Source organism: Clostridium sp. TF11-13AC (assembly GCF_003481065.1).
In the GTDB taxonomy this organism is placed as follows: domain Bacteria; phylum Bacillota; class Clostridia; order Lachnospirales; family Lachnospiraceae; genus Otoolea; species Otoolea fessa.
Genome location: NZ_QUKJ01000004.1, coordinates 90,618 through 110,961, shown reverse-complemented (window position 1 = coordinate 110,961; position 20,344 = coordinate 90,618). Strand labels below are relative to the sequence as shown.

The following is a 20,344-nucleotide window of genomic DNA, read 5'->3' as shown; positions in this document are numbered from 1 at the left end:
AGCTGGAAAAGTAAAAAAGTAAGCTTTGCCACATTGCAATGGACGTCGTAAAAGAATAAAGGTAACCTGGCAACAAACACAAGATAGAAGAGGGAGAATGATTATGGGACTTCAGGTAATAGCACTTGGATGCCTGATTGGGGCGATTGTACTTGGATTTGTGAAGAAAACAAATGTAGGTCTGGTCTGCTTCGGTCTGGCTTTGATACTGGGAAAAATTGGCGGCATAGGTGCGTCAGATATCTATAAAGGATTTCCATTTAAGCTGTTTGCAACTCTGCTCGGAACGATGCTGTTTTTCAGCCTCTTACAGCAGAATGGAACTCTGGAAAAGATATCGGATCGTCTAATAGGACTTTGCGGGAAACATTTATTTTTAGTACCGATTATCATTTATGTAGTTAGTTTTGGTTTATCTGCAGCCGGACCGGGCGCGATCAGCGTGCAGTCGGTTACCGTCCTTTTTGCAGTCGCATTGGCAGTACAGATGAAGGTAAGTCCGATTCTGATGGGTGTCATGGCGATTCTCGGTGCGGTCGGCGGAACGGCTTCCCCGATTGCCCTGACAGGTATTATCGTAGGTGATATGATGACAGAGATGGGAATTGAAGGTTCCATCAACAATATTTTCATCGGTGTCAGCGTCAGCAACTTTGTCTGTGCAGTTGCGATGTATATCCTTTTAGGCGGCTACAAGCTGCGCGGAAATGCAGAGAGCGGCGAGAAAAAGGTGGAGAAATTTACGCGGAATCAGTGGCTCAGCCTGATTGCTCTGGTAATCATGGTTGTGCTGGTTGTCGGCTTCTCCTATGATGTAGGACTTCTCTGCTTCACACTGGCAATGATTCTGATTTTACTTGGAACAGCAGATGAGAAAAAAGCGATCAAGGCGATTCCGTGGAGTGTTCTGATTCTGATTGCAGGCGTCAATGTCCTGATGAATATTACCCAGACAATGGGCGGCATCGACCTGCTTTCCTCCATTCTGGCATCCTTTATGACGAAGCGGACGGCTGGTTCGATCATGGGCTTTACGGCAGGCTTAATGTCCTGGTTTTCCAGTGCAAACGGCGTTGTATTCCCGACTCTGATTCCGACGGTTCCGGATATCGCATCTCAGGTGGGTGGTGCATCCGTCATGCAGATTATCACTGCAATCGTGTGCAGCGCAACTGTTGCAGGTATCAGCCCGCTTTCAACCGGCGGCAGCCTGATTCTGGCAAGCTATGCACAGGAGACGGACTGCAGCGATAAGGAGCAGCAGAAGATGTTCGGTACTCTGTTCGCACTGTCCGCGACAGTCGTTGTGATTGTGTGTGTACTGACCTTTATCGGAGTGACAAGTTTTGTTGGATAATTGACAGAGCCAAGAGGAGAAAGCGGAAGTTCAGAAACCGGAATGCCATTTTGAATGGATTTGGTTTTGAAAATGGAACAGGCTGGTTTCTGAACAAACGTTAAGTGGAAGTTTAAGGAAAGGATAGGGAGAATCTACCATGAAACAGTTCGCATATGTAGGATGCCGCACCACCAAGGAGCGTAACGCCCGCGGCAAAGGCATCCGTATTTTTGAGATAGAAAATGGAACCTGGAAACCGGTTGGACTTTTAGAAGGTCCGGTTAATCCGTCCTATTTTTGTCTGAATGAAGCACAGGACATGCTGTATACCATTCATGGTGATTACAGCGAAGTCAGCGCTTATCGAATCCAGCCGGATGGAAATCTTGTCTACTGCAATACAGTGGGCACACACGGAACGAATCCGGTGCATCTGGTGCTTGACAGAAGCGGAAAATGGCTGTATGTGGCAAATTTACAGACCGGTGCAGTTTCATTGATTCCGGTGTTGAAGGATGGAAGTCTTGGAAAAATCAAGGAATTGTATTTCATTTCCGGTAACGGCGGTCCGGGTTATATTTCCCATCCGCATCAGACGATGCTTGATCGGAGCGGACGCTGGCTGGCAGTTCCATCCCAGGGACGTCTTCAGGGTGTCGGAAAAATTACATTATTTGAAACAAACGGAACAGAAGGAACACTGAGAGAGCATTTTGCCATCAAGGGACGCACAGGGGCAGAGCCGAGACACTGCGTATTTGCACCGAGCAACCGTTTCTGCTATTGCGTGAATGAGAAAGACAGCACGGTAGCGGCGTACCGGTTTGATGAGAACGAGGGAACGCTGGAGCCGATGCAGATTTTGACGAGTCTGCCGGAGGACTATGCCGGAGACGGCTGGGCGAGCGCTATCGATATGGATGCAGAGGGAACGACCCTGTACGTATCGAACCGCAAGCATGACAGCGTGAGCGTGTACCATCTGGACGCTGAGACAGGCCGGATGAGCTGGATGCAGAACATTAAGACCGGCGGTGAACAGCCAAGATTTTTGACCGTCAGTCCGGATGGAGAGTGGGTTGCTGCAGCCAATGAGGTAACAGACACCATTGTATGCTTCATGAGAAATGAGAATGGAAGTTTACAGGAAAATCCGGTGGTAGTAGAAACGGAGAGCCCAGTCTGCATAGTATTTAAGACCCGGTAGAGAAAAAATGCCGAGATATTTTTGAATTGAAAAGCTGATTTCTGGCAGAAAAATGAGAATGATTCGATTGGCACGAATCGTAACGAAAGGAGTACATATATGGTAACCTTACATGAGGGAAAACAATTCATTATAAATAACGATCACATTGCAAGTGCAGAGGAAGCTGCAAAGCTTTCTGAAGAAGCAGCAAAGAAAGAAACACTGACCTGGCAGGTGCTTTCTAAACACAATCACTCAGATAATATGGAACATCTGGAGATTCAGTTTGATTCCATGGGAGTTTATGATAATACCTATGTCGGAATTCTCCAGACTGCTTACGCAAGCGGTCTTAAGGAGTTCCCGATGCCGTGTGTATTTACCAACTGCCATAACTGCCTGTGTGCAGTCGGCGGCACTATTAACACCGATGTCCACAAATATGCAGAATCTGCCTGCCGTAAATCCGGTGGTATCTTCGTTCCGCCTCATGAGGCAGTCATCCATCAGTATATGCGTGAGATGATCGTTAACTCCGGCGATATGTCGATTGTATCCGATTCCCACACCCGTTATGGTACACAGGGTTCTGTCTCCATCGGCGAAGGCGGTCCGGAGCTTGCAAAGGCAATGCTGGGAAAATACTATGAGATCGACTATCCGGGTGTGATTGCCGTTCTTTTAACCGGTACCCCGAAGCCGTGGGTTGGTCCGATGGATGTGGCTTTGAGCATCATCGGCAAGGTATTTAAGAATAATTTTGTGAAGAATAAAGTCCTTGAGTTCATTGGACCGGGCGTACACAGCCTGTCGATGGATTTCAGAAACGGTATCGATACGATGACAACCGAGTCTGCCTGTCTGTCTTCTGTGTGGGCGACGGATGATAAGGTAAAAGAGTATTTTGAGATCCACAAACGTCCGCAGGGCTTCAAGGAGATGGTTCCGGGCAATGCAGCACTCTATGACGGCGTAGTAGAGGTAAATCTGGATACGATCGTTCCGATGATTGCGCTTCCGTTCCATCCAAGCAATGCATATCCGTTAGCGGATGTCATCGCTGAACCGGAGAAATATTTAAAGATGGTAGAAAAAGAGGCAGAGCGTGTTTTCGAGAATAACAAGGATATTCATCTGGATCTCTGCTCCAAGATTCATGACGGCAAGATCAAGGTTGATCAGGCGGCGATCGCAGGCTGTGCAGCTGGTTCCTTCGAAAATATCTATGCGGTTGACCAGATCGCGAAGAAGATGGACAAAGGACTGGGAACCTTCCCATTCAATATTTATCCGGCATCTCAGCCGATTATGTATGAGTTAAACAAAATCGGTGTCTTAAATGACCTGATGGGATATGGTGTGCGCGTGAAGACTGCATTCTGCGGACCGTGCTTCGGCGCATCGGATGCACCTGGAAACAATGATTTCTGTATCCGTCATAGCACTCGTAACTTCCCGAACCGTGAGGGAAGCAACCCGGCAACCGGTCAGATCGCATCGGTTGCACTGATGGATTCCAAGTCAATCGCGGCAACTGCATTTAATGGCGGCTATTTAACCTCTGCAGAGAACTGCCCGGTTGTATTTGAAACACCATCCTATGAATTCAATGAGCACATTTACGAGAACATTGTATACAATGGATTTGGAAAAGCAAAACCGGAGACAGAGATCGTTTATGGACCGTCCATCAAGGACTGGCCGGAGATGGAGCCGTTAAAAGAAAATCTGTTATTACAGGTAGCCAGCGTAATCCGTGACGAAGTGACCACCACAGACGAACTGATCCCGTCCGGTGAGACAGCCTCCTATCGTTCTAATCCGTACAAGATTTCAGAATTTACCCTGATTCGTAAGGATCCGAAGTATGTTGGTCGTGCGAAAGCGGCACAGGAGTATGAGAAGGCTCGTCTGGCTGGTGACAGCGCTAAGGCTGGTGAATTTTATCAGGTACTGCAGGCAGCTGGCGTTACAACATCGCTTGAGGAGCTGATGCAGACAACCGGTATTGGTTCCGTACTGTATGCAAAACGTCCGGGTGATGGTTCTGCCCGCGAGTATGCAGCAAGCTGTCAGAAGGTGCTTGGCGGTCTGGCTGACATCTGTATCGAGTACGCAACCAAGCGTTACCGCAGCAACTGCGTCAACTGGGGTATCCTTCCATTTACCTGTGATGAGGCGGAAATTAATCTGGAAGCTGGCGAGTATGTATATCTGCCGGGTATCCGTGAAGCAGTTGAAAAGGGTGCAAAGGAATTTGAAGCAACCGTTATCGGAACAGACGGCAGCAGCCGGAAGCTTATGCTGGCTCTCAAGGATGTGACCGAGGCGGAGAAGGAAGTTCTGCTGGCGGGAAGCTTGATTAACTTTTACAAAAACACAAAATAAAAATGGGAATCGGGCGGTTGCTTGTGAGTATTGTGAGTAGACGCTGAATCCTGTCTGTACGCCCGGAATCCCGGATGCCCGATGGGGCGGGGACTGCGGGCGTATAATCAGTCGTGAAAGATTGAAACAGCCAAAACGTGAGAAATAGTTTAAAAGAAAGGGAAAGAGAGTCTATGAATATAGAAGAAATGCAGGCGCAGAGAGACGCTGATTATGAAAAATATAAGGCAGAAGGGCGCATCTGGGGCACAGTTCCGCGCGAAAAGATTGTGCAGATTCAGATTCCACGTACCAGCAAAGAGGTGATTGACCGCTACTATGCGCTGGAAGATATGAGTACGGCTGTATCGGACATTCTGGATACTTACGGCATTCACGGTGCTGTTCCAAACACCTGCTTAAAGCCAGTCAAGGCAGGCTCACGCCTGGTGGGAACAGCTGTCACGGTCCGCAGCATCCCGTCCCGCAAGACGGCGACGCAGGGACAGCGAGACAAAGATAAGATTTTGATGTCCACGAAGGATATTTTCTACCTGGGCGAGGCGGGCGATGTGCTGGTGTCCGATTTCGGAGGCAATCTGGAGTATTCCAATATCGGTGGCCAGAGCTGCCATCTGGCGAAAGTGCGGGGATTTGCAGGCTGCATCGCTTATGGAAGCTGCCGCGATACGGAGGAGATCAGCCGGATGGATTTCCCGGTCTTTTCCTGCGGCGTGACGCCGATGACCGGAAAATACCGCATGGAGTGTGCAGAAGTGAACGGACCGGTCAGCCTCTGCGGCTGCCTTGTCATGCCGGGCGACCTGATCGTGGCAGACGGTTCGGGTGTCTGCATCGTTCCGAATGAGCTTGTCGAGGAAGTGCTTGAAAAAGCGGAGAAGTCCGCGGCAAAAGAAGAAGAATTTTCCCGGATTCTGGAAGCCGGCGGCGGGATTGAGGAGCTGAAAAAAGCAAAATAATAAATAGGTATTTTCGGGAATATATTTCATAAAAACAGGGATTTGTTTACCATGCTGGAAGCGAGGTAAGCAGGTCCCTTTGTTCGTGTATGGAGGGGCTTGTTTTATGGCTGGGATTTTCCGGGTACGGCAGGTTCGGGTTATCTCAGCCGGGCGCGTGCGCAGCATAAATGTAAAAAAATAATGAAATCATTGAATAAAATCCCCGTTAGTGTTAGAATAAATAAGATTGTATAACTATGCCTATACGATCTTTAAGTATTAAAACATATCATTTATGATGGAATGAAATAAAATAACTAGATTTAGAATGTAAGAAATAGGAGAGAAAAGCATGAATCTGATAGAGAAAGTGTTTGGTACCCACAGCGAACGCGAGCTGAAGCTGATCCGCCCGATCGTGGATAAGATTCTAGGTATGCGCGAGCAGATGACTGCCTTATCGGATGATGAACTGCGCGACAATACGCGCAAGTTCAAAGAGCGCCTTGCGAACGGCGAGACGCTGGACGACCTTCTGCCGGAGGCATTTGCAACCGTGCGTGAGGCGGCGAGACGAGTATTAAATATGGAGCATTACCCGGTTCAGCTGATCGGTGGTATCGTCCTGCATCAGGGACGTATCGCAGAGATGCGTACTGGTGAGGGTAAAACCCTGGTTTCCACCGCACCGGCGTACTTAAATGCGCTGGCTGGAAAGGGTGTATTCATCGTTACCGTCAACGACTATCTGGCAAAACGAGATGCAGAGTGGATGGGCGAGGTTCACAGATTCCTCGGTCTGACGGTCGGCGTGGTTTTAAACTCGATGAATTCCGACGAGCGCCGGGAAGCTTACAATTGTGATATTACCTACGTTACCAACAATGAGCTTGGTTTCGATTATCTGCGTGACAACATGGCGATCTACAAAGAGCAGATGGTTATGCGGAATCTGGACTATGCGATCATCGATGAGGTCGATTCCGTCCTGATCGATGAGGCGAGAACCCCGCTTATCATTTCCGGACAGAGCGGCAAGTCCACGAAGCTCTATGAGGTCTGCGATATTCTGGCACGTCAGTTGGAAAAGGGCGAGGAATCAGCAGAATTTTCCAAGATGGCAGCCATTATGGGCGAGGAGATCGAGGAGACAGGCGATTTCGTAGTCAATGAGAAAGATAAAGTAGTCAACCTGACCGAGGCTGGTGTGAAGAAGGTCGAAGATTTCTTCCACATCGAAAACCTGGCGGATCCGGAGAACCTGGAGATCCAGCACAACATCATCCTGGCACTGCGTGCCAACTACCTGATGTTCCGCGATAAGGACTACGTGGTAAAAGATGACGAGGTTCTGATCGTCGATGAGTTTACCGGACGTATCATGCCGGGACGCCGTTATTCCGATGGTCTCCATCAGGCGATTGAGGCGAAGGAGCACGTACATGTGCGCCGTGAGAGCCGCACGCTGGCAACCATTACCTTCCAGAACTTCTTCAACAAGTTCAACAAGAAGGCTGGTATGACCGGTACGGCACAGACCGAGGAGAAGGAGTTCCGTAACATTTACCAGATGGACGTTATCTCCATCCCGACGAACCGCCCGGTACAGCGTATTGATTACGAGGATGCGGTTTATAAGACGAAAAAAGAGAAATTCCATGCGGTTGTCGAGGAAGTGGCAGCAGCCCATGAAAAGGGACAGCCGGTTCTGGTTGGTACCATTACGATCGAGACTTCCGAGCTCCTGAGCAAGATGCTGACAAGACGCGGCATTCCGCATAAGGTATTAAATGCGAAGTTCCATGAGCTGGAGGCTGAGATCGTAGCAGATGCAGGTATCCACGGTGCCGTTACGATCGCGACTAATATGGCAGGTCGTGGTACGGATATTAAGCTGGATGAGATTTCCAGAGAACTGGGCGGCTTAAAGATTATCGGTACAGAGCGTCATGAGTCCAGACGTATTGATAACCAGCTGCGCGGTCGTGCCGGACGTCAGGGCGATCCGGGTGAATCACGTTTCTACCTGTCCCTGGAGGATGACCTGATGCGTCTCTTCGGTTCAGAGCGTCTGATGAATATGTTCAACGCCATGGGCGTACCGGAGAATGAGCAGATCGAGCACAAGATGCTTTCCAAGGCGATTGAGAAAGCACAGATGAAGATCGAGACCAACAACTACGGTATCCGCGAGAACCTGTTAAAATACGACGAGGTTATGAACGAGCAGCGTGAGGCAATCTACGCAGAGCGCCGCCGTGTACTGGATGGCGAGAATATGCGTTCCGTTATCATGAAGATGATCACGGATATCGTAGAAAATGCCGTAGATATGTCCATCTCTGATGAGCAGGAACCGGCTGAGTGGGATCTGTCTGAGTTAAATTCCCTGCTGCTTCCGGTTATCCCGTTAGAGCCGATTCAGCTGACGGAAGACCAGCAGCATATGAAGAAAAACGAGCTGAAACATATGCTCAAAGAGGCGGCAACGAAGCTTTATGAGACACGCGAGGCAGAGTTTACAAGCGCGGAACAGGTACGCGAGATGGAGCGCGTGATCCTTCTGAAAGTGGTTGATGCAAAGTGGATGGCTCATATCGACGATATGGATCAGCTGCGCGAAGGCATCGGTCTGCAGGCGTATGGTCAGAGAGACCCGCTGGTTGAGTATAAGATGAGCGGCTATGAGATGTTCGACAGCATGACGGCAGCGATCCGTGAGGATACCGTCCGTATTCTGTTCCACATCCGTGCAGAGCAGAAGGTCGAGCGTGAACCGGCTGCCAAGGTAACGGGAACCAACCGTGACGACAGCACCGTGCAGGCACCGAAGAAGCGTGAGGAGAAGAAGATTTACCCGAACGATCCGTGCCCATGCGGTTCCGGCAAGAAGTACAAACAGTGCTGTGGACGGAAGCTGTACGCGAAGAATTAATAGATGAAAGAAGGCAGGCTGCTGTGATTTTGCAGCAGTCTGTGCAGAAAATTCCCGAAACTATGGCGAAATACCTGGTTCCGGGAATTTTTCCAAATATAAAAAAGAGTTACGGTCTATATGTGTGTGATCCGTAACAAAATATAACTGAAAGAATGCTGAACCGTTGAGAAAAATGGCAGCAGATAGATGAGAATGGAGAAGGTGAGAGCATGGTTGAATTAGATCAGTTTAAGTATACGTTATCAACCTACGATGAGACGCTGAAAGAGGTCAAGGATTCCCTGGATCTGGAAAATAAGGAGCGCCGCATCACGGAGCTTGACAAATCAATGGAAGAACCGGGCTTCTGGGATGATCCGGAGCGCTCGACCAAGACGGTCCGTGAGGCGAAAAATCTCAAAGATACAGTGGATGGCTACAAGCACCTTGAACAGCAGTATGAGGATATCCAGGTCATGATCGAGATGGGCTATGAGGAAAATGACCCGGCGATGATTCCGGAGATTCAGGAGATGTTAGATGAGTTCGTCAAAGAGCTGGAAGAACTCCGCACAAAGACACTCCTGTCCGGCGAGTACGACGGCTGCAACGCGATCCTCAAGCTGAACGCGGGCGCGGGTGGTACCGAGGCGATGGACTGGTGCAGTATGCTGTATCGTATGTACCAGCGCTGGGCGGACAAAAAGGGCTTTACGACCGAGGTGCTTGATTTCCTGGATGGCGACGAGGCGGGACTTAAGTCCATCACACTGCAGGTCAACGGCGAAAATGCCTACGGCTACCTGAAATCGGAGAAAGGCGTCCATCGTCTGGTCCGTATTTCCCCGTTCAACGCGGCTGGCAAGCGTCAGACCTCGTTCGTTTCCTGTGATGTCATGCCGGATATTGAAGAAGATCTGGATGTGGAGATTAATCCGGACGATCTGCGGATCGATACCTATCGCTCGAGTGGTGCCGGTGGACAGCATATCAACAAGACGTCCTCCGCGATCCGTATCACGCATCTGCCGACCGGTATCGTCGTACAGTGCCAGAATGAGCGTTCCCAGTTCCAGAACAAGGACAAGGCGATGCAGATGTTAAAGGCAAAGCTGTACCTGCTCAAACAACAGGAGAATGCCGAGAAGTTGTCCGACATCCGCGGCGATGTCAAGGACATTAACTTCGGAAACCAGATCCGTTCCTACGTTATGCAGCCGTACACGCTCGTCAAGGATCACCGGACGAACGCTGAAAATGGCAATGTGAACGCGGTGATGGATGGAGATATTGATCTGTTTATCAGTGCGTATTTAAAGTGGATCAGCCTGAAAAACCAGAAGACAGAAGAGGCGTAAAAGAAGATAAATCAGCCTGGATTGGCGGCACAAAAGTTTGACAGAGAAGAAAATACTCTGTCGAGTGCCGTCAGTTCAGGCTGTTTTTTTACAGATACAATTCGATTATTATGAAAAAAATAGATTGCAGAGCGTCAATAAATGTGATAATATCTTCCTGGTAAACACAAATGTATTTCTGGTGCGTACATAAGCGGAGATGGAATGGAAGAAAAGACAAAGTATTATCTGTTAAAGCAGAAAGCAGTGCCGGAAGTCCTTTTGAAGGTGGCGGAAGCGAAGAAGCTCATTGCGTCGGAAAAGGCGATGACGATTCAGGAGGCGACCGACCAGCTTGGGATCAGCCGGAGTTCCTTTTACAAGTATAAGGACGATATTTTTCCATTTTACGACAACGCCAAGGGCAAAACGATTACCATGGTGCTGCAGATGGATGATGAACAGGGACTTTTATCGGATCTTCTTCATATCGTAGCGATTTACAAGGCGAATATTCTGACGATTCATCAGAGTATTCCGGTCAACAATGTGGCGACGCTGACACTCAGCGTGGAAGTCCGCTCGGATACCGGAAATATATCGCATATGGTCGAAGAGATGGAAGAAAATTCGGGAGTACACAACGTAAAAATTATAGCCAGGGAGTAAAGATTATGATTCAGGTAGCAGTGATGGGCTATGGAACAATTGGTTCCGGAGTCGTAGAAGTATTAGAAACCAACAAAGACAAAATCACAGAAAAAACCGGCAAAGAGATTGCAGTAAAATATATTCTGGATCTGCGTGAATTTCCGGGTGATCCGCACGAAGCGCAGATTGTTCATGATTTTGAGATCATTGAAAAAGACGAAGAAGTAGAGATCGTTGTAGAGGCGATGGGCGGCGTCAATCCGGCATACAAGTTTGCAAAAGCGTGCCTGTTAGCCGGTAAGCACGTTGTGACCTCCAACAAGGCACTTGTAGCGGCACACGGCACCGAGCTTCTGGCGATTGCACGCGAGAAGAACTTAAATTTCCTCTTCGAAGCCAGCGTAGGCGGCGGCATTCCGCTTCTGCGTCCGCTGACCCAGTCTCTTGCAGGCGAGAAGATCGAGGAAATCAGCGGTATCTTAAACGGTACAACCAACTACATCCTTACCAAGATGGCAAGAGAAGGTCAGACCTTTGAGGAAGCCTTAAAGAAAGCGCAGGAACTCGGATATGCAGAGCGCAACCCGGAGGCAGACGTAGAAGGCTACGATACCTGCCGCAAGATCACGATTCTTACCTCACTGGCAACTGGAAAAGAAGTAAATTACGAAGATGTGCCGACCGAGGGCATCACAAAGATTACCGATACTGATTTCAAATATGCGGCAAAGCTGGGAACTTCGATTAAACTGTTTGGAACCAGCCGCATGGAAGGCAATAAAGCCAGCGTCTATGTATGCCCGATGATGATCGGACCGGATCATCCGCTCTTTGCAGTCAATGACGTATACAATGCAGTCATGGTTCGCGGCAATACACTTGGAACCGTCATGTTCTACGGCAGCGGCGCCGGAAAACTCCCGACCGCCAGCGCAGTCGTCAGCGACATCGTAGAGATCGCCGGACACATGGAAGACAACATCCCGACCGGCTGGACCGACGAAAAACAGCCAGTTGCACCGATGGGCGAAGTAACCTTCAGCTACTTCCTCCGACTGGCAGGCAAATCAGCCGACAAACTTGCCGATGTGCGTGCAGCCTTCGGTGAGGCAGAAACCATCGAACTCCCGGAGATGGACGAATTTGCGGTCGTAACCGGAGAAATGACCGAAGCACGCTTCCGGAAACTGGCAGCGGCGTTCGAGGAAGATATCCGCCAGACGATTCGCTATACAAAATAGGATATAAAGTAAAAAGCACGCCAAAGTCATTCATGACGCGGTGTGCTTTTTAACGCAAGAAATACACAGAAAAAGGTCCCCTTGCCAATCATTTTATTGTAACGGACCAATCAAACTCTCATACAACTCCATCGCCTGATCAAAAAACGGTGCATATTGCGGATCCGTAATCATATGGTACACCTGGATCAGGCAGAAAAACTCAACTACTCCAAAGATGGTAGACATAACTCCCAGTATCAGCCCGACCACTGCGCTGCCGCGCCGCGGCTGTCCTTCCTCCTTGGAGAGGACAAACAGTACATTCGCCGACATTCCGAGCAGAATCGCGGCGGAAAAACTCAAAAACAGGGAGAAAAATGCGAAGATGCCGCACATCATTGACATCGTGGCATAGCGGCGCGAACGATTGCGCCGGGTTTCATTTGTATCTGAATGTTCCTTCGGAGAAGGTGTTTCATCGTAATAACTCATCGTATATCTAATCCTTTCATAACTGTGAAAAAAGAAAACAGCTACATCCTTTTCTGAAAATTAGAGACAGCCGCTGAATAGGGCAAAACAAAATCTATGCCCATCTGGCGGATTGAATCCGATAAAAGTGTATCATGAATAAAGCCGCTTGTCCAGTTAGGCATTGACTTGCGAAATATGCGCTGGAATGGTATGATTAAACAGCGTATTGATATTGAAGGAGAGTTTTTGCATGGATATTATACAGGCATTGAAAGAAGAGCTTCAGATAGGGAGAAATCAGGTCGAAGCGGCGGTAAAGCTGATCGATGAGGGAAACACGATTCCGTTCATCGCGCGCTACCGCAAGGAGGCGACCGGTTCCCTGAATGATGAGGTGCTGCGCCAGCTAGATGAGCGACTGCGCTATCTTCGGAATCTGGAGGATAAAAAGGAGCAGGTGATCGGTGCGATCCGCGCCCAGGAGAAGCTGACTCCGGCGCTGGAGAAACAGATCCGCGATGCGGCGACGCTGGTTGCGGTGGAAGATCTTTATCTTCCGTACCGCCCGAAACGGCGCACCCGTGCCGGAATTGCCCGTGAGAAAGGGCTGGAACCGTTAGCAGTCTGGATTTACAAGCAGGAAGCGGGCGGCAGCCTGGAGGCGGAGGCGGCGAAGTATGTGTCGGAAGAAAAGGGTGTTGCAGATGTTTCAGAGGCAATAGACGGCGCGCGTGATATTCTGGCTGAGCAGATCAGCGAGATGGCAAAATACCGCAACTACGCACGTAAAAAGACGATGCAGGACGGTCTTTTGGAGGCATCCGCAAAGGATGAGAAGATACAGTCGGTGTACGAGATGTACTATCATTTCTCCGAACCAGTCAAAAAGCTGGCGGGACACCGTGTGCTGGCGATCAACCGCGGTGAGAAAGAGAAGATTCTGAGCGTGAAGCTTATAGCGCCGGAGGAGCAGATTGTCCGGTATATGGAGAAACAGCTGATTATCCGCCCGGATGGGGATGCGGCGCGCGTGATGGAAGAAGTGATTCTGGACAGCTACCGCCGCCTGATCGGACCGGCCATCGAGCGCGAGATCCGCGCGGGGCTGACAGAAACGGCAGAGAACGGCGCGATTCAGGTATTTGGCAAGAACCTGGAACAGCTCCTGATGCAGCCGCCGATCGCAGGATGCGTGGTGCTCGGCTGGGATCCGGCATTCCGGACGGGCTGCAAGCTGGCAGTTGTGGATGAGACGGGAAAAGTGCTCGATACGACGGTCATTTACCCGACTGCGCCGCAGAACCGCGTGGAAGAGTCGAAGGAGATCGTGAAAAAGCTGATCCGCAAGTACGGCATTTCCCTGATCTCAGTGGGGAATGGTACGGCAAGCCGAGAATCTGAGCAGATCATCGTGGAACTCTTAAAAGAAATTCCGGAGAAGGTTCAGTATGTCATCGTCAATGAGGCGGGCGCGTCGGTTTATTCGGCGAGCAAGCTGGCGACGGAGGAATTTCCGCAGTTTGACGTCGGACAGAGAAGTGCGGCATCGATCGCGAGACGCCTGCAGGATCCGCTGGCGGAGCTGGTAAAAATTGATCCGAAATCCATTGGAGTCGGTCAGTACCAGCATGATATGAACCAGAAAAATTTAAGCGAGGCGCTGCAGGGCGTGGTGGAAACGTGCGTAAATAAGGTCGGCGTGGATCTGAATACGGCATCGGCGCCGCTGCTCGCCTATATTTCCGGCATTAACAAGACGATTGCGAAAAATATCGTGGCATATCGGGAGGAGAATGGCGCATTTTCAACGCGCCGTGAGCTTTTGAAGGTGGCGAAGCTGGGACCGAAGGCGTATGAACAGTGCGCCGGATTTATGCGGATCCAGGGCGGCAGGAATCCGCTCGATGCGACGAGTGTGCACCCGGAGAGCTATAAAGCAGCGGAGGCACTTTTAAAGCAGCTTGGACATGATCCGAAGGAGATCGCGGCGGGCGGCATCCGCAATATCCGCAAGGAGATCGCGGATACGGCAAAGCTGGCAAAAGAGCTTTCGATCGGCGAGCCGACCTTACTCGATATCGTGAGCGAGTTGGAAAAACCGGCGCGCGACCCGCGTGAGGAGATGCCGAAGCCGATTCTCCGCACGGATGTGCTGGAAATGAAGGATTTGAAGCCGGGCATGATTTTAAAAGGAACCGTGCGGAATGTCATTGATTTCGGTGCGTTTGTGGATATCGGCGTGCATCAGGATGGTCTGGTTCACGTGTCCCAGATGACAGACCGCTATATCAAGCATCCGCTGGAGGCGGTCAGCGTCGGGGATATCGTGGAGGTCAAGGTGCTGGCGGTTGATGTGGCGAAGAAGCGCATTTCGCTGACGATGAAAATCCGGGAGACGAAGTAAACCACGGCAGATTCAGCCGTTGGTTATAGGATGCAGGAGCGCTGACTGGAATGGGGCGGCGGATAAGGCATAGAAAATTAGGGAGAAGATAAAATGGACTTACGTGTAAAAATACAGCCAAAAGAGATTTTTATTTATTCGATGTACAATTTTTGGGCGGGACTGCGTGGAATCGGATGCATCATACTGACGGTGCTCGTTATTATTGCAGCGGCAGCCAGCGAGGAACGTCTGGGAACGCAGGTGACGAATCTGGTGATTCTGGGAGTGATTGCCTTGACAGGATTTCAGATTTTTGCAATCTGGAAACAGGCAGAGCGCACCGCCGGGGATGCGAAAACGGGAGCTGAGATTGTATTTCACATTGGAGACGAGGGCATCCGTGCCCGCCAGGCGAACAGCAAGGGCGAGATCAGCTGGGATAAGCTGGTAAAAGTGAAAAAGATCGCGGGAATATATGTGCTTTACCTGGGTCGGGACAAGGCGTACCTGATGCCGAAGCGCGTGTTCAGAGGTTCGGAGGAGCAGATTTTTCTCAGTATGCTTACAAGAAATCTGCCGCAGGAAAAGAGAAGAGGAATTCGAGCATGATGATAGAAACAAACAGCCCGGAAGAGACGTATGCGTTTGGAAAAAAGCTTGGAATGGAAGCGCAGGCAGGGCAGGTGTATTGTTTGAATGGTGATCTGGGCGTAGGAAAGACGGTCTTTACCCAGGGGTTTGCCGCGGGACTTGGAATTCAGGAACCGGTCAACAGCCCGACTTTCACGATCGTGCAGGAGTACGACGATGGGCGCCTGCCGCTCTACCATTTTGATGTATATCGTCTCGGCGATGTGGACGAGATGGATGAGATTGGCTATGAGGACTATTTCTACGGCGAGGGCATCTGCCTGATCGAATGGTCGGAGCGCATCCGCGAGATCCTGCCGGAACATCCGATCCAGATCACGATTGAAAAGGATCTGGAAAAGGGCTTTGATTACCGGAAAATTTCAGTAAACGAGCAGTAGCCGGCGACAGGAGGAAAGAGAAAATGAGAATTTTGGGAATCGAAAGCGCATCCCTGGTGGCATCGGTTGCTATTGTTACGGATGATGTGATCACGGCGGAATATACGGTGAATCTGAAAAAAACGCATTCGCAGACACTTCTTCCGATGATTGATGAGATTGTGAAAATGCTGGAGGTGCCGTTGGAAAGCATCGATGCAATCGCAGTATCCGGCGGTCCGGGCTCTTTTACGGGGCTTCGGATTGGCTCTGCGACAGCGAAAGGACTGGGACTGGCGCTTGGGAAGCCGCTGATCCATGTGCCGACGATGGATGCGATGGGATATTGTCTGTACGGGGCTTCGGCGCTCATCTGCCCGATGCTGGATGCGAGACGGCAGCAGGTGTACACGGGACTCTATCGCTATGAAGAGAAGTTCGAGATTGTGAAAGAACAGTGCATTACGGATATCCATGCGTTGATTGCCGAGTTAAATGAGCGCGGCGAGCGCGTGATTTTCCTGGGGGACGGTGTGCCGGTCAACCGGGCGGTGATCGAGGAAGAGATGAAGGTGCCGTATTCGTTTGCACCGGCACAGGCGAGCCGTCAGCGGGCTTCGGCGGTGGCAGCGCTTGGTGCAGTGTATCTGGCAGAGGGAAAGACTGAGACGGCAGCCGAACACAAGCCGGATTATCTGCGGAAATCGCAGGCGGAGCGCGAGCGCGAGGTCGCAGAGCGCCAGGGCGAGATGGATAAGCTGGCAGCCGGTATTGTGGTTGTGGAGAAGAAATAATGGCGGCAGGAACGGGAACGCAAAAAAAGCTTCGTGTTCAGATAGTGGATTTTCAGCCGGGGGATCTTCCTGCGGTCCGGGCACTGGAACTGGAATGCTTTTCGGATGCATGGTCGGAGAAGCTTTTACAGGATCTGCTGACGAGCAGCTGGGATAAAGCCTGGGTGCTGAAAGAGGATGAAACCGTCTGTGGCTACAGCAATTTCCGCGTCATTGCCGGGGAAGGCGAGCTGATGCGGATCGCGGTTCACGGCGCGTGCCGGGGGCGCGGCTATGGGCGGCTTCTGATGGAACGGCTGTTAAGGGAAGCAGAGGAAGAAAACGTCGAGGATATCACCTTGGAGGTGCGTGCATCCAATGCCCCGGCGATTGCGCTGTATGAGGCGTATGGCTTTCAGAAAGAGGCGATTCGGAAGAATTATTACAGCGGGCCGACGGAAGATGCGCTGATTTATTGGAAAAGAAGCGGAAAAAGCATTGACAGATGAAATGGAAATGAGTATACTGTTTAACAGATAAAAGCGTAACACTTTACAGTGTTAAATTAAGAGAAAAGAACGGTAGGAGGTTCATATGCTGAGTCAGGTATCTATTTTTGCAGAGAATAAGAAAGGACGTTTACAGAATATTACATCCCTTCTTCAGAAGGAGAATATTAACATCTGGGGTTCGATCACGAATGACAGTGCGGAGTACGGTATTATCCGTATGGTTGTTTCTAATCCAGAGCACGCGGAGAAAGTGCTGGCGGAAGCTGGTTATCTCTGCCGTCTGACAGAGGTGCTTGGCGTCGAACTGGATGACGAGGTCGGAGCACTCAACCGTCTGTTAATTTCCCTCGAAGAGAGCAATATCAATGTAGATTACCTGTATCTCTCCTTCAATCGTGATTCTGGCAAGCCGGTTATGGTGCTTCACACGGACGATGTGAGGGAGGTCAGCATCTGCCTGACATCGAAGGGATATAAGGTACTGTAAGTATTTCCAGCACTTTCCGCTTAAAAACCGGTATAAAAAACAGTATAATGATGGAGAAGCTGTGGAGGACATGGCTTCTCCATTTTGCGTATATAGAAGAGAAAGGCGAGGAGAGCATGAGAAAATATGGAGAGAGCGGCATTCTTCTGTCGGTTGTCTGCAACCGGTGCGGAAAGAAGCTGGCGGTGAAAGAAGGCATTCTGCGCGAAGGAGCGGCGCATTTTGATGTGGCATGGGACTATTTTTCGGAGAAAGATGGGGAGGTGCATCATTTTGATCTGTGCGAGGAGTGCTATGATGGAGTGACGCGGGAATTTCTGATTGAGGCAGATAAGGAGGAGAGGACGGAACTATTGTAGAGTCGTGAGGGGCACGGAAAAACGCGGGACAGGCGGTGCGCCATCTGCGTCTCTCCAGTGAATTGGATTGCTGAATTTCTGGCTTGCAACATAGTATTTCTTTATGATATTATTAAATGATATGGGAGTTAGGAGAAAAGCTGTTTTGACAGCTTTTTGCATGACTTTTAATTAAAAAGATTTATTATGAATCATTTATTTAATAGAAAAGAGGATGTTTCATGTTAGATGTATGTTTGCTGGGAACGGGCGGGATGATGCCGCTGCCGTATCGGTGGCTGACGGCTTTGATGGTCCGCTGCTCGGGCAGCAATTTGCTGATAGACTGCGGGGAAGGCACGCAGATTGCGTTGAAAGAAAAGGGCTGGAGCCCGAAGCCGGTGGATGTGATTTGTTTTACACATTATCACGCGGATCATATCAGCGGTCTGCCGGGACTTTTGTTGACGATGGGAAATGCGGAGCGGACGGAGCCGATCACGATGATTGGACCGAAGGGACTGGAACGCGTGGTGACGGCACTGCGGACGATCGCGCCGGAACTGCCGTTTCCGCTTGAGTTTATTGAGCTGACGGAGCCGAGACAGCAGCTTCAGATTGGACCGTATGTGATCGATGCGTACCGGGTCAACCATAATGTGACCTGTTATGGGTACTCGATTTCGATTCCGAGAAAGGGACGGTTCGATGTGGAACGCGCGCGGGCGCAGGAGATTCCGCAGAAGTTCTGGAGCCGCCTGCAGAAGGGGGAGACGATCGAGGAGGAAGGCAGAACGCTGACACCGGATATGGTGCTCGGAGGTGACCGGAAGGGAATCAAGGTGGCATACTGTACCGATACGAGACCGCTTCCGGTAATTGCGGAGTACGCGAAGGATGCGGATCTGTTTATCTGTGAAGGCATGTACGGCGAGGACGGGAAAGAAGCCAAGGCGAGAGAATACAAGCATATGACATTCCAGGAGGCGGCGCACCTGGCGAAGGAGGCCCAGCCGAAGGAAATGTGGCTGACTCATTACAGCCCGTCGCTCATCCGTCCGGATGATTATATGGATAAAGTGCGTGAGATATTCCCGAGAGCGAAAGCCGCCCGTGATGGTTGGACGGCAGAGCTGGGATTTGATGAGGAGTAAGGGCGATGCAGACGGAAGAAAAGAGAGAAAATATAGAAGAAAAGAAGGAAGAACGGATGGAAATGCCAGTTTCAGGAGCATTTGGACGGGGACTAGGGAAAGCTCCGGTATCGGGGGCAGAGATTTCCGTGCATGATACAGAAAACGGACACCCATCAGAAGATGTTTACATTCTTGCAATCGAGAGTTCCTGTGATGAGACGGCAGCTTCAGTCGTGAAAAACGGACGTACCGTTCTTTCCAATATCATATCTTCCCAGATCGATCTTCACACGCTGTTTGGCGGCGTTGTGCCGGAGATTGCGTCGAGAAAGCATATCGAGAAGATCAACCAGGTTATTGAAGAGGCGCTGACAGAGGCACATATGAGTCTGGAGGAGATGACGGCGATTGCAGTTACCTACGGTCCAGGGCTGGTTGGCGCGCTTTTGGTCGGTGTGGCGGAAGCCAAAGCACTCGCGTATGCGGCGAAGAAGCCGCTGGTCGGCGTACACCATATCGAGGGGCACGTATCGGCAAATTTCATCGAAAATCCGGATCTGGAACCGCCGTTCATGTGCCTGATCGTGTCAGGCGGACATACACATCTGGTGATTGTGAAAGATTATGGCGAATTTGAGATTCTGGGACGCACCCGAGACGATGCAGCAGGCGAGGCGTTTGACAAGGTGGCACGCGCGGTCGGGCTCGGTTATCCGGGCGGCCCGAAGGTCGATAAGGCGGCAAAAGAGGGGAATCCACATGCGATTGAGTTTCCACGGGCAAAAGTGGGCGACAATCCATATGATTTCAGCTTCAGCGGCTTAAAATCGGCGGTCTTAAATTATATTAACCATGCGAAAATGATGGGCGAGGAGATCAATGTGCCGGATCTGGCGGCTTCGTTCCAGAATGCGGTTGTGGAAGTATTGGTATCGCGCACGATCGAGGCGGCGAAACAGCACGGCTATAAGCGCGTGGCGATCGCCGGCGGTGTGGCATCCAACTCCGCTCTCCGGGCGGGCATGGAGAAAGCCTGTAAAGAGGCGGGGATCCGGTTCTTCCATCCGTCACCGATCTTCTGTACGGACAATGCGGCGATGATCGGCGCGGCGGCGTACTATGAATATAAGAAGGGCGCGCGCGCAGGCTGGGATCTGAATGCGGTGCCGAATTTGAAGCTGGGCGAGAGATAATACAAATTTTTTCAGGAAGAATTGTTTTGCGGTTAGTTTTAAAAAAAATA

At 50.4% G+C, this 20,344-nt stretch carries 18 protein-coding genes; 17 read left to right on the top strand and 1 reads right to left on the bottom strand.

From position 1 onward, the window contains the following. The first annotated feature begins 103 nt into the window (after window positions 1-103). The 8 genes from DXD12_RS10230 to DXD12_RS10195 all read left to right on the top strand — a co-directional run bounded on the left by DXD12_RS10230 (window position 104) and on the right by DXD12_RS10195 (window position 12,003). The gene (locus DXD12_RS10230) at window positions 104-1,357 is read left to right on the top strand and encodes an SLC13 family permease (protein WP_118638355.1); all 1,254 of its coding nucleotides are present in this window, start codon (window positions 104-106) and stop codon (window positions 1,355-1,357) included. Window positions 1,358-1,496: 139 nt separating this feature from the next. Continuing rightward, window positions 1,497-2,546, top strand: coding sequence for a lactonase family protein (locus DXD12_RS10225; RefSeq protein WP_118638299.1), 1,050 nt, complete (start codon window positions 1,497-1,499; stop codon window positions 2,544-2,546). A gap of 99 nt (window positions 2,547-2,645) precedes the next feature. Beyond that, window positions 2,646-4,916, top strand: a complete 2,271-nt coding sequence (locus tag DXD12_RS10220) for a hydratase (RefSeq protein ID WP_118472584.1) — start codon at window positions 2,646-2,648, stop codon at window positions 4,914-4,916. 173 nt (window positions 4,917-5,089) lie between these two features. Further along, a complete protein-coding gene (locus tag DXD12_RS10215) occupies window positions 5,090-5,875 on the top strand; it encodes an RraA family protein (protein ID WP_207661054.1) in 786 nt (261 codons plus the stop codon). A gap of 334 nt (window positions 5,876-6,209) precedes the next feature. Next, complete coding sequence (secA, locus tag DXD12_RS10210) at window positions 6,210-8,792, top strand: preprotein translocase subunit SecA (protein WP_117796090.1); 2,583 nt, start codon at window positions 6,210-6,212, stop codon at window positions 8,790-8,792. Window positions 8,793-9,004: 212 nt separating this feature from the next. Further along, the gene (gene prfB, locus DXD12_RS10205; protein WP_117796089.1) at window positions 9,005-10,132 is read left to right on the top strand and encodes a peptide chain release factor 2; all 1,128 of its coding nucleotides are present in this window, start codon (window positions 9,005-9,007) and stop codon (window positions 10,130-10,132) included. Window positions 10,133-10,336: 204 nt separating this feature from the next. Continuing rightward, window positions 10,337-10,780 (top strand): ACT domain-containing protein, encoded by a 444-nt coding sequence (locus DXD12_RS10200; protein ID WP_107001373.1) that lies wholly within the window; start codon window positions 10,337-10,339, stop codon window positions 10,778-10,780. A 5-nt stretch (window positions 10,781-10,785) separates the two neighbouring features. After that, entirely contained in the window at window positions 10,786-12,003 is a 1,218-nt protein-coding gene (locus DXD12_RS10195) for a homoserine dehydrogenase (RefSeq protein ID WP_118293355.1), read from the top strand. A 93-nt stretch (window positions 12,004-12,096) separates the two neighbouring features. Here DXD12_RS10195 and DXD12_RS10190 read toward each other — a convergent pair whose 3' ends face one another. Then, window positions 12,097-12,477, bottom strand: coding sequence for a hypothetical protein (locus DXD12_RS10190; protein WP_118492426.1), 381 nt, complete (start codon window positions 12,475-12,477; stop codon window positions 12,097-12,099). Between the two features lie 232 nt (window positions 12,478-12,709). On the opposite strand from DXD12_RS10190, the gene DXD12_RS10185 reads away from it, so the two are divergent. The 9 genes from DXD12_RS10185 (at window position 12,710) to tsaD (ending at window position 20,294) form a co-directional block, all read left to right on the top strand. Continuing rightward, on the top strand, window positions 12,710-14,863 hold the full coding sequence (locus tag DXD12_RS10185) for a Tex family protein (RefSeq protein WP_117796086.1): 2,154 nt from the start codon (window positions 12,710-12,712) through the stop codon (window positions 14,861-14,863). 93 nt (window positions 14,864-14,956) lie between these two features. After that, window positions 14,957-15,454 (top strand): YcxB family protein, encoded by a 498-nt coding sequence (locus tag DXD12_RS10180; RefSeq protein ID WP_117796085.1) that lies wholly within the window; start codon window positions 14,957-14,959, stop codon window positions 15,452-15,454. Then, the gene (gene tsaE / locus DXD12_RS10175; protein WP_022360622.1) at window positions 15,451-15,876 is read left to right on the top strand and encodes a tRNA (adenosine(37)-N6)-threonylcarbamoyltransferase complex ATPase subunit type 1 TsaE; all 426 of its coding nucleotides are present in this window, start codon (window positions 15,451-15,453) and stop codon (window positions 15,874-15,876) included. The genes DXD12_RS10180 and tsaE overlap by 4 nt, the downstream gene beginning before the upstream one ends. Before the next feature lie 23 nt (window positions 15,877-15,899). Continuing rightward, complete coding sequence (gene tsaB / locus DXD12_RS10170) at window positions 15,900-16,649, top strand: tRNA (adenosine(37)-N6)-threonylcarbamoyltransferase complex dimerization subunit type 1 TsaB (RefSeq protein ID WP_117796084.1); 750 nt, start codon at window positions 15,900-15,902, stop codon at window positions 16,647-16,649. Next, complete coding sequence (rimI, locus tag DXD12_RS10165; protein WP_118638298.1) at window positions 16,649-17,137, top strand: ribosomal protein S18-alanine N-acetyltransferase; 489 nt, start codon at window positions 16,649-16,651, stop codon at window positions 17,135-17,137. Before tsaB ends, rimI begins: the two co-directional genes overlap by 1 nt. A gap of 85 nt (window positions 17,138-17,222) precedes the next feature. After that, on the top strand, window positions 17,223-17,627 hold the full coding sequence (locus DXD12_RS10160) for an ACT domain protein (RefSeq protein ID WP_022360619.1): 405 nt from the start codon (window positions 17,223-17,225) through the stop codon (window positions 17,625-17,627). A 116-nt stretch (window positions 17,628-17,743) separates the two neighbouring features. Further along, complete coding sequence (locus DXD12_RS10155) at window positions 17,744-17,986, top strand: hypothetical protein (protein ID WP_181357235.1); 243 nt, start codon at window positions 17,744-17,746, stop codon at window positions 17,984-17,986. A 221-nt stretch (window positions 17,987-18,207) separates the two neighbouring features. Then, window positions 18,208-19,119 (top strand): ribonuclease Z, encoded by a 912-nt coding sequence (locus DXD12_RS10150; protein ID WP_022360617.1) that lies wholly within the window; start codon window positions 18,208-18,210, stop codon window positions 19,117-19,119. 5 nt (window positions 19,120-19,124) lie between these two features. Further along, on the top strand, window positions 19,125-20,294 hold the full coding sequence (gene tsaD, locus DXD12_RS10145) for a tRNA (adenosine(37)-N6)-threonylcarbamoyltransferase complex transferase subunit TsaD (RefSeq protein WP_243105378.1): 1,170 nt from the start codon (window positions 19,125-19,127) through the stop codon (window positions 20,292-20,294). Window positions 20,295-20,344: the final 50 nt, after the last annotated feature.

Excerpts from the sequence above, each read along its gene's own strand:
- DXD12_RS10190 (WP_118492426.1), bottom strand. The coding sequence starts at position 12,477 with ATGAGTTATTACGATGAAACACCTTCTCCGAAGGAACATTCAGATACA.
- DXD12_RS10215 (WP_207661054.1), top strand. The coding sequence starts at position 5,090 with ATGAATATAGAAGAAATGCAGGCGCAGAGAGACGCTGATTATGAAAAA.
- DXD12_RS10185 (WP_117796086.1), top strand. The coding sequence starts at position 12,710 with ATGGATATTATACAGGCATTGAAAGAAGAGCTTCAGATAGGGAGAAAT.
- DXD12_RS10225 (WP_118638299.1), top strand. The coding sequence starts at position 1,497 with ATGAAACAGTTCGCATATGTAGGATGCCGCACCACCAAGGAGCGTAAC.
- DXD12_RS10200 (WP_107001373.1), top strand. The coding sequence starts at position 10,337 with ATGGAAGAAAAGACAAAGTATTATCTGTTAAAGCAGAAAGCAGTGCCG.
- DXD12_RS10150 (WP_022360617.1), top strand. The coding sequence starts at position 18,208 with ATGTTAGATGTATGTTTGCTGGGAACGGGCGGGATGATGCCGCTGCCG.
- tsaD (WP_243105378.1), top strand. The coding sequence starts at position 19,125 with ATGCAGACGGAAGAAAAGAGAGAAAATATAGAAGAAAAGAAGGAAGAA.
- DXD12_RS10220 (WP_118472584.1), top strand. The coding sequence starts at position 2,646 with ATGGTAACCTTACATGAGGGAAAACAATTCATTATAAATAACGATCAC.
- rimI (WP_118638298.1), top strand. The coding sequence starts at position 16,649 with ATGGCGGCAGGAACGGGAACGCAAAAAAAGCTTCGTGTTCAGATAGTG.
- DXD12_RS10155 (WP_181357235.1), top strand. The coding sequence starts at position 17,744 with ATGAGAAAATATGGAGAGAGCGGCATTCTTCTGTCGGTTGTCTGCAAC.
- prfB (WP_117796089.1), top strand. The coding sequence starts at position 9,005 with ATGGTTGAATTAGATCAGTTTAAGTATACGTTATCAACCTACGATGAG.
- DXD12_RS10230 (WP_118638355.1), top strand. The coding sequence starts at position 104 with ATGGGACTTCAGGTAATAGCACTTGGATGCCTGATTGGGGCGATTGTA.
- DXD12_RS10195 (WP_118293355.1), top strand. The coding sequence starts at position 10,786 with ATGATTCAGGTAGCAGTGATGGGCTATGGAACAATTGGTTCCGGAGTC.
- tsaB (WP_117796084.1), top strand. The coding sequence starts at position 15,900 with ATGAGAATTTTGGGAATCGAAAGCGCATCCCTGGTGGCATCGGTTGCT.
- DXD12_RS10160 (WP_022360619.1), top strand. The coding sequence starts at position 17,223 with ATGCTGAGTCAGGTATCTATTTTTGCAGAGAATAAGAAAGGACGTTTA.
- tsaE (WP_022360622.1), top strand. The coding sequence starts at position 15,451 with ATGATGATAGAAACAAACAGCCCGGAAGAGACGTATGCGTTTGGAAAA.
- DXD12_RS10180 (WP_117796085.1), top strand. The coding sequence starts at position 14,957 with ATGGACTTACGTGTAAAAATACAGCCAAAAGAGATTTTTATTTATTCG.
- secA (WP_117796090.1), top strand. The coding sequence starts at position 6,210 with ATGAATCTGATAGAGAAAGTGTTTGGTACCCACAGCGAACGCGAGCTG.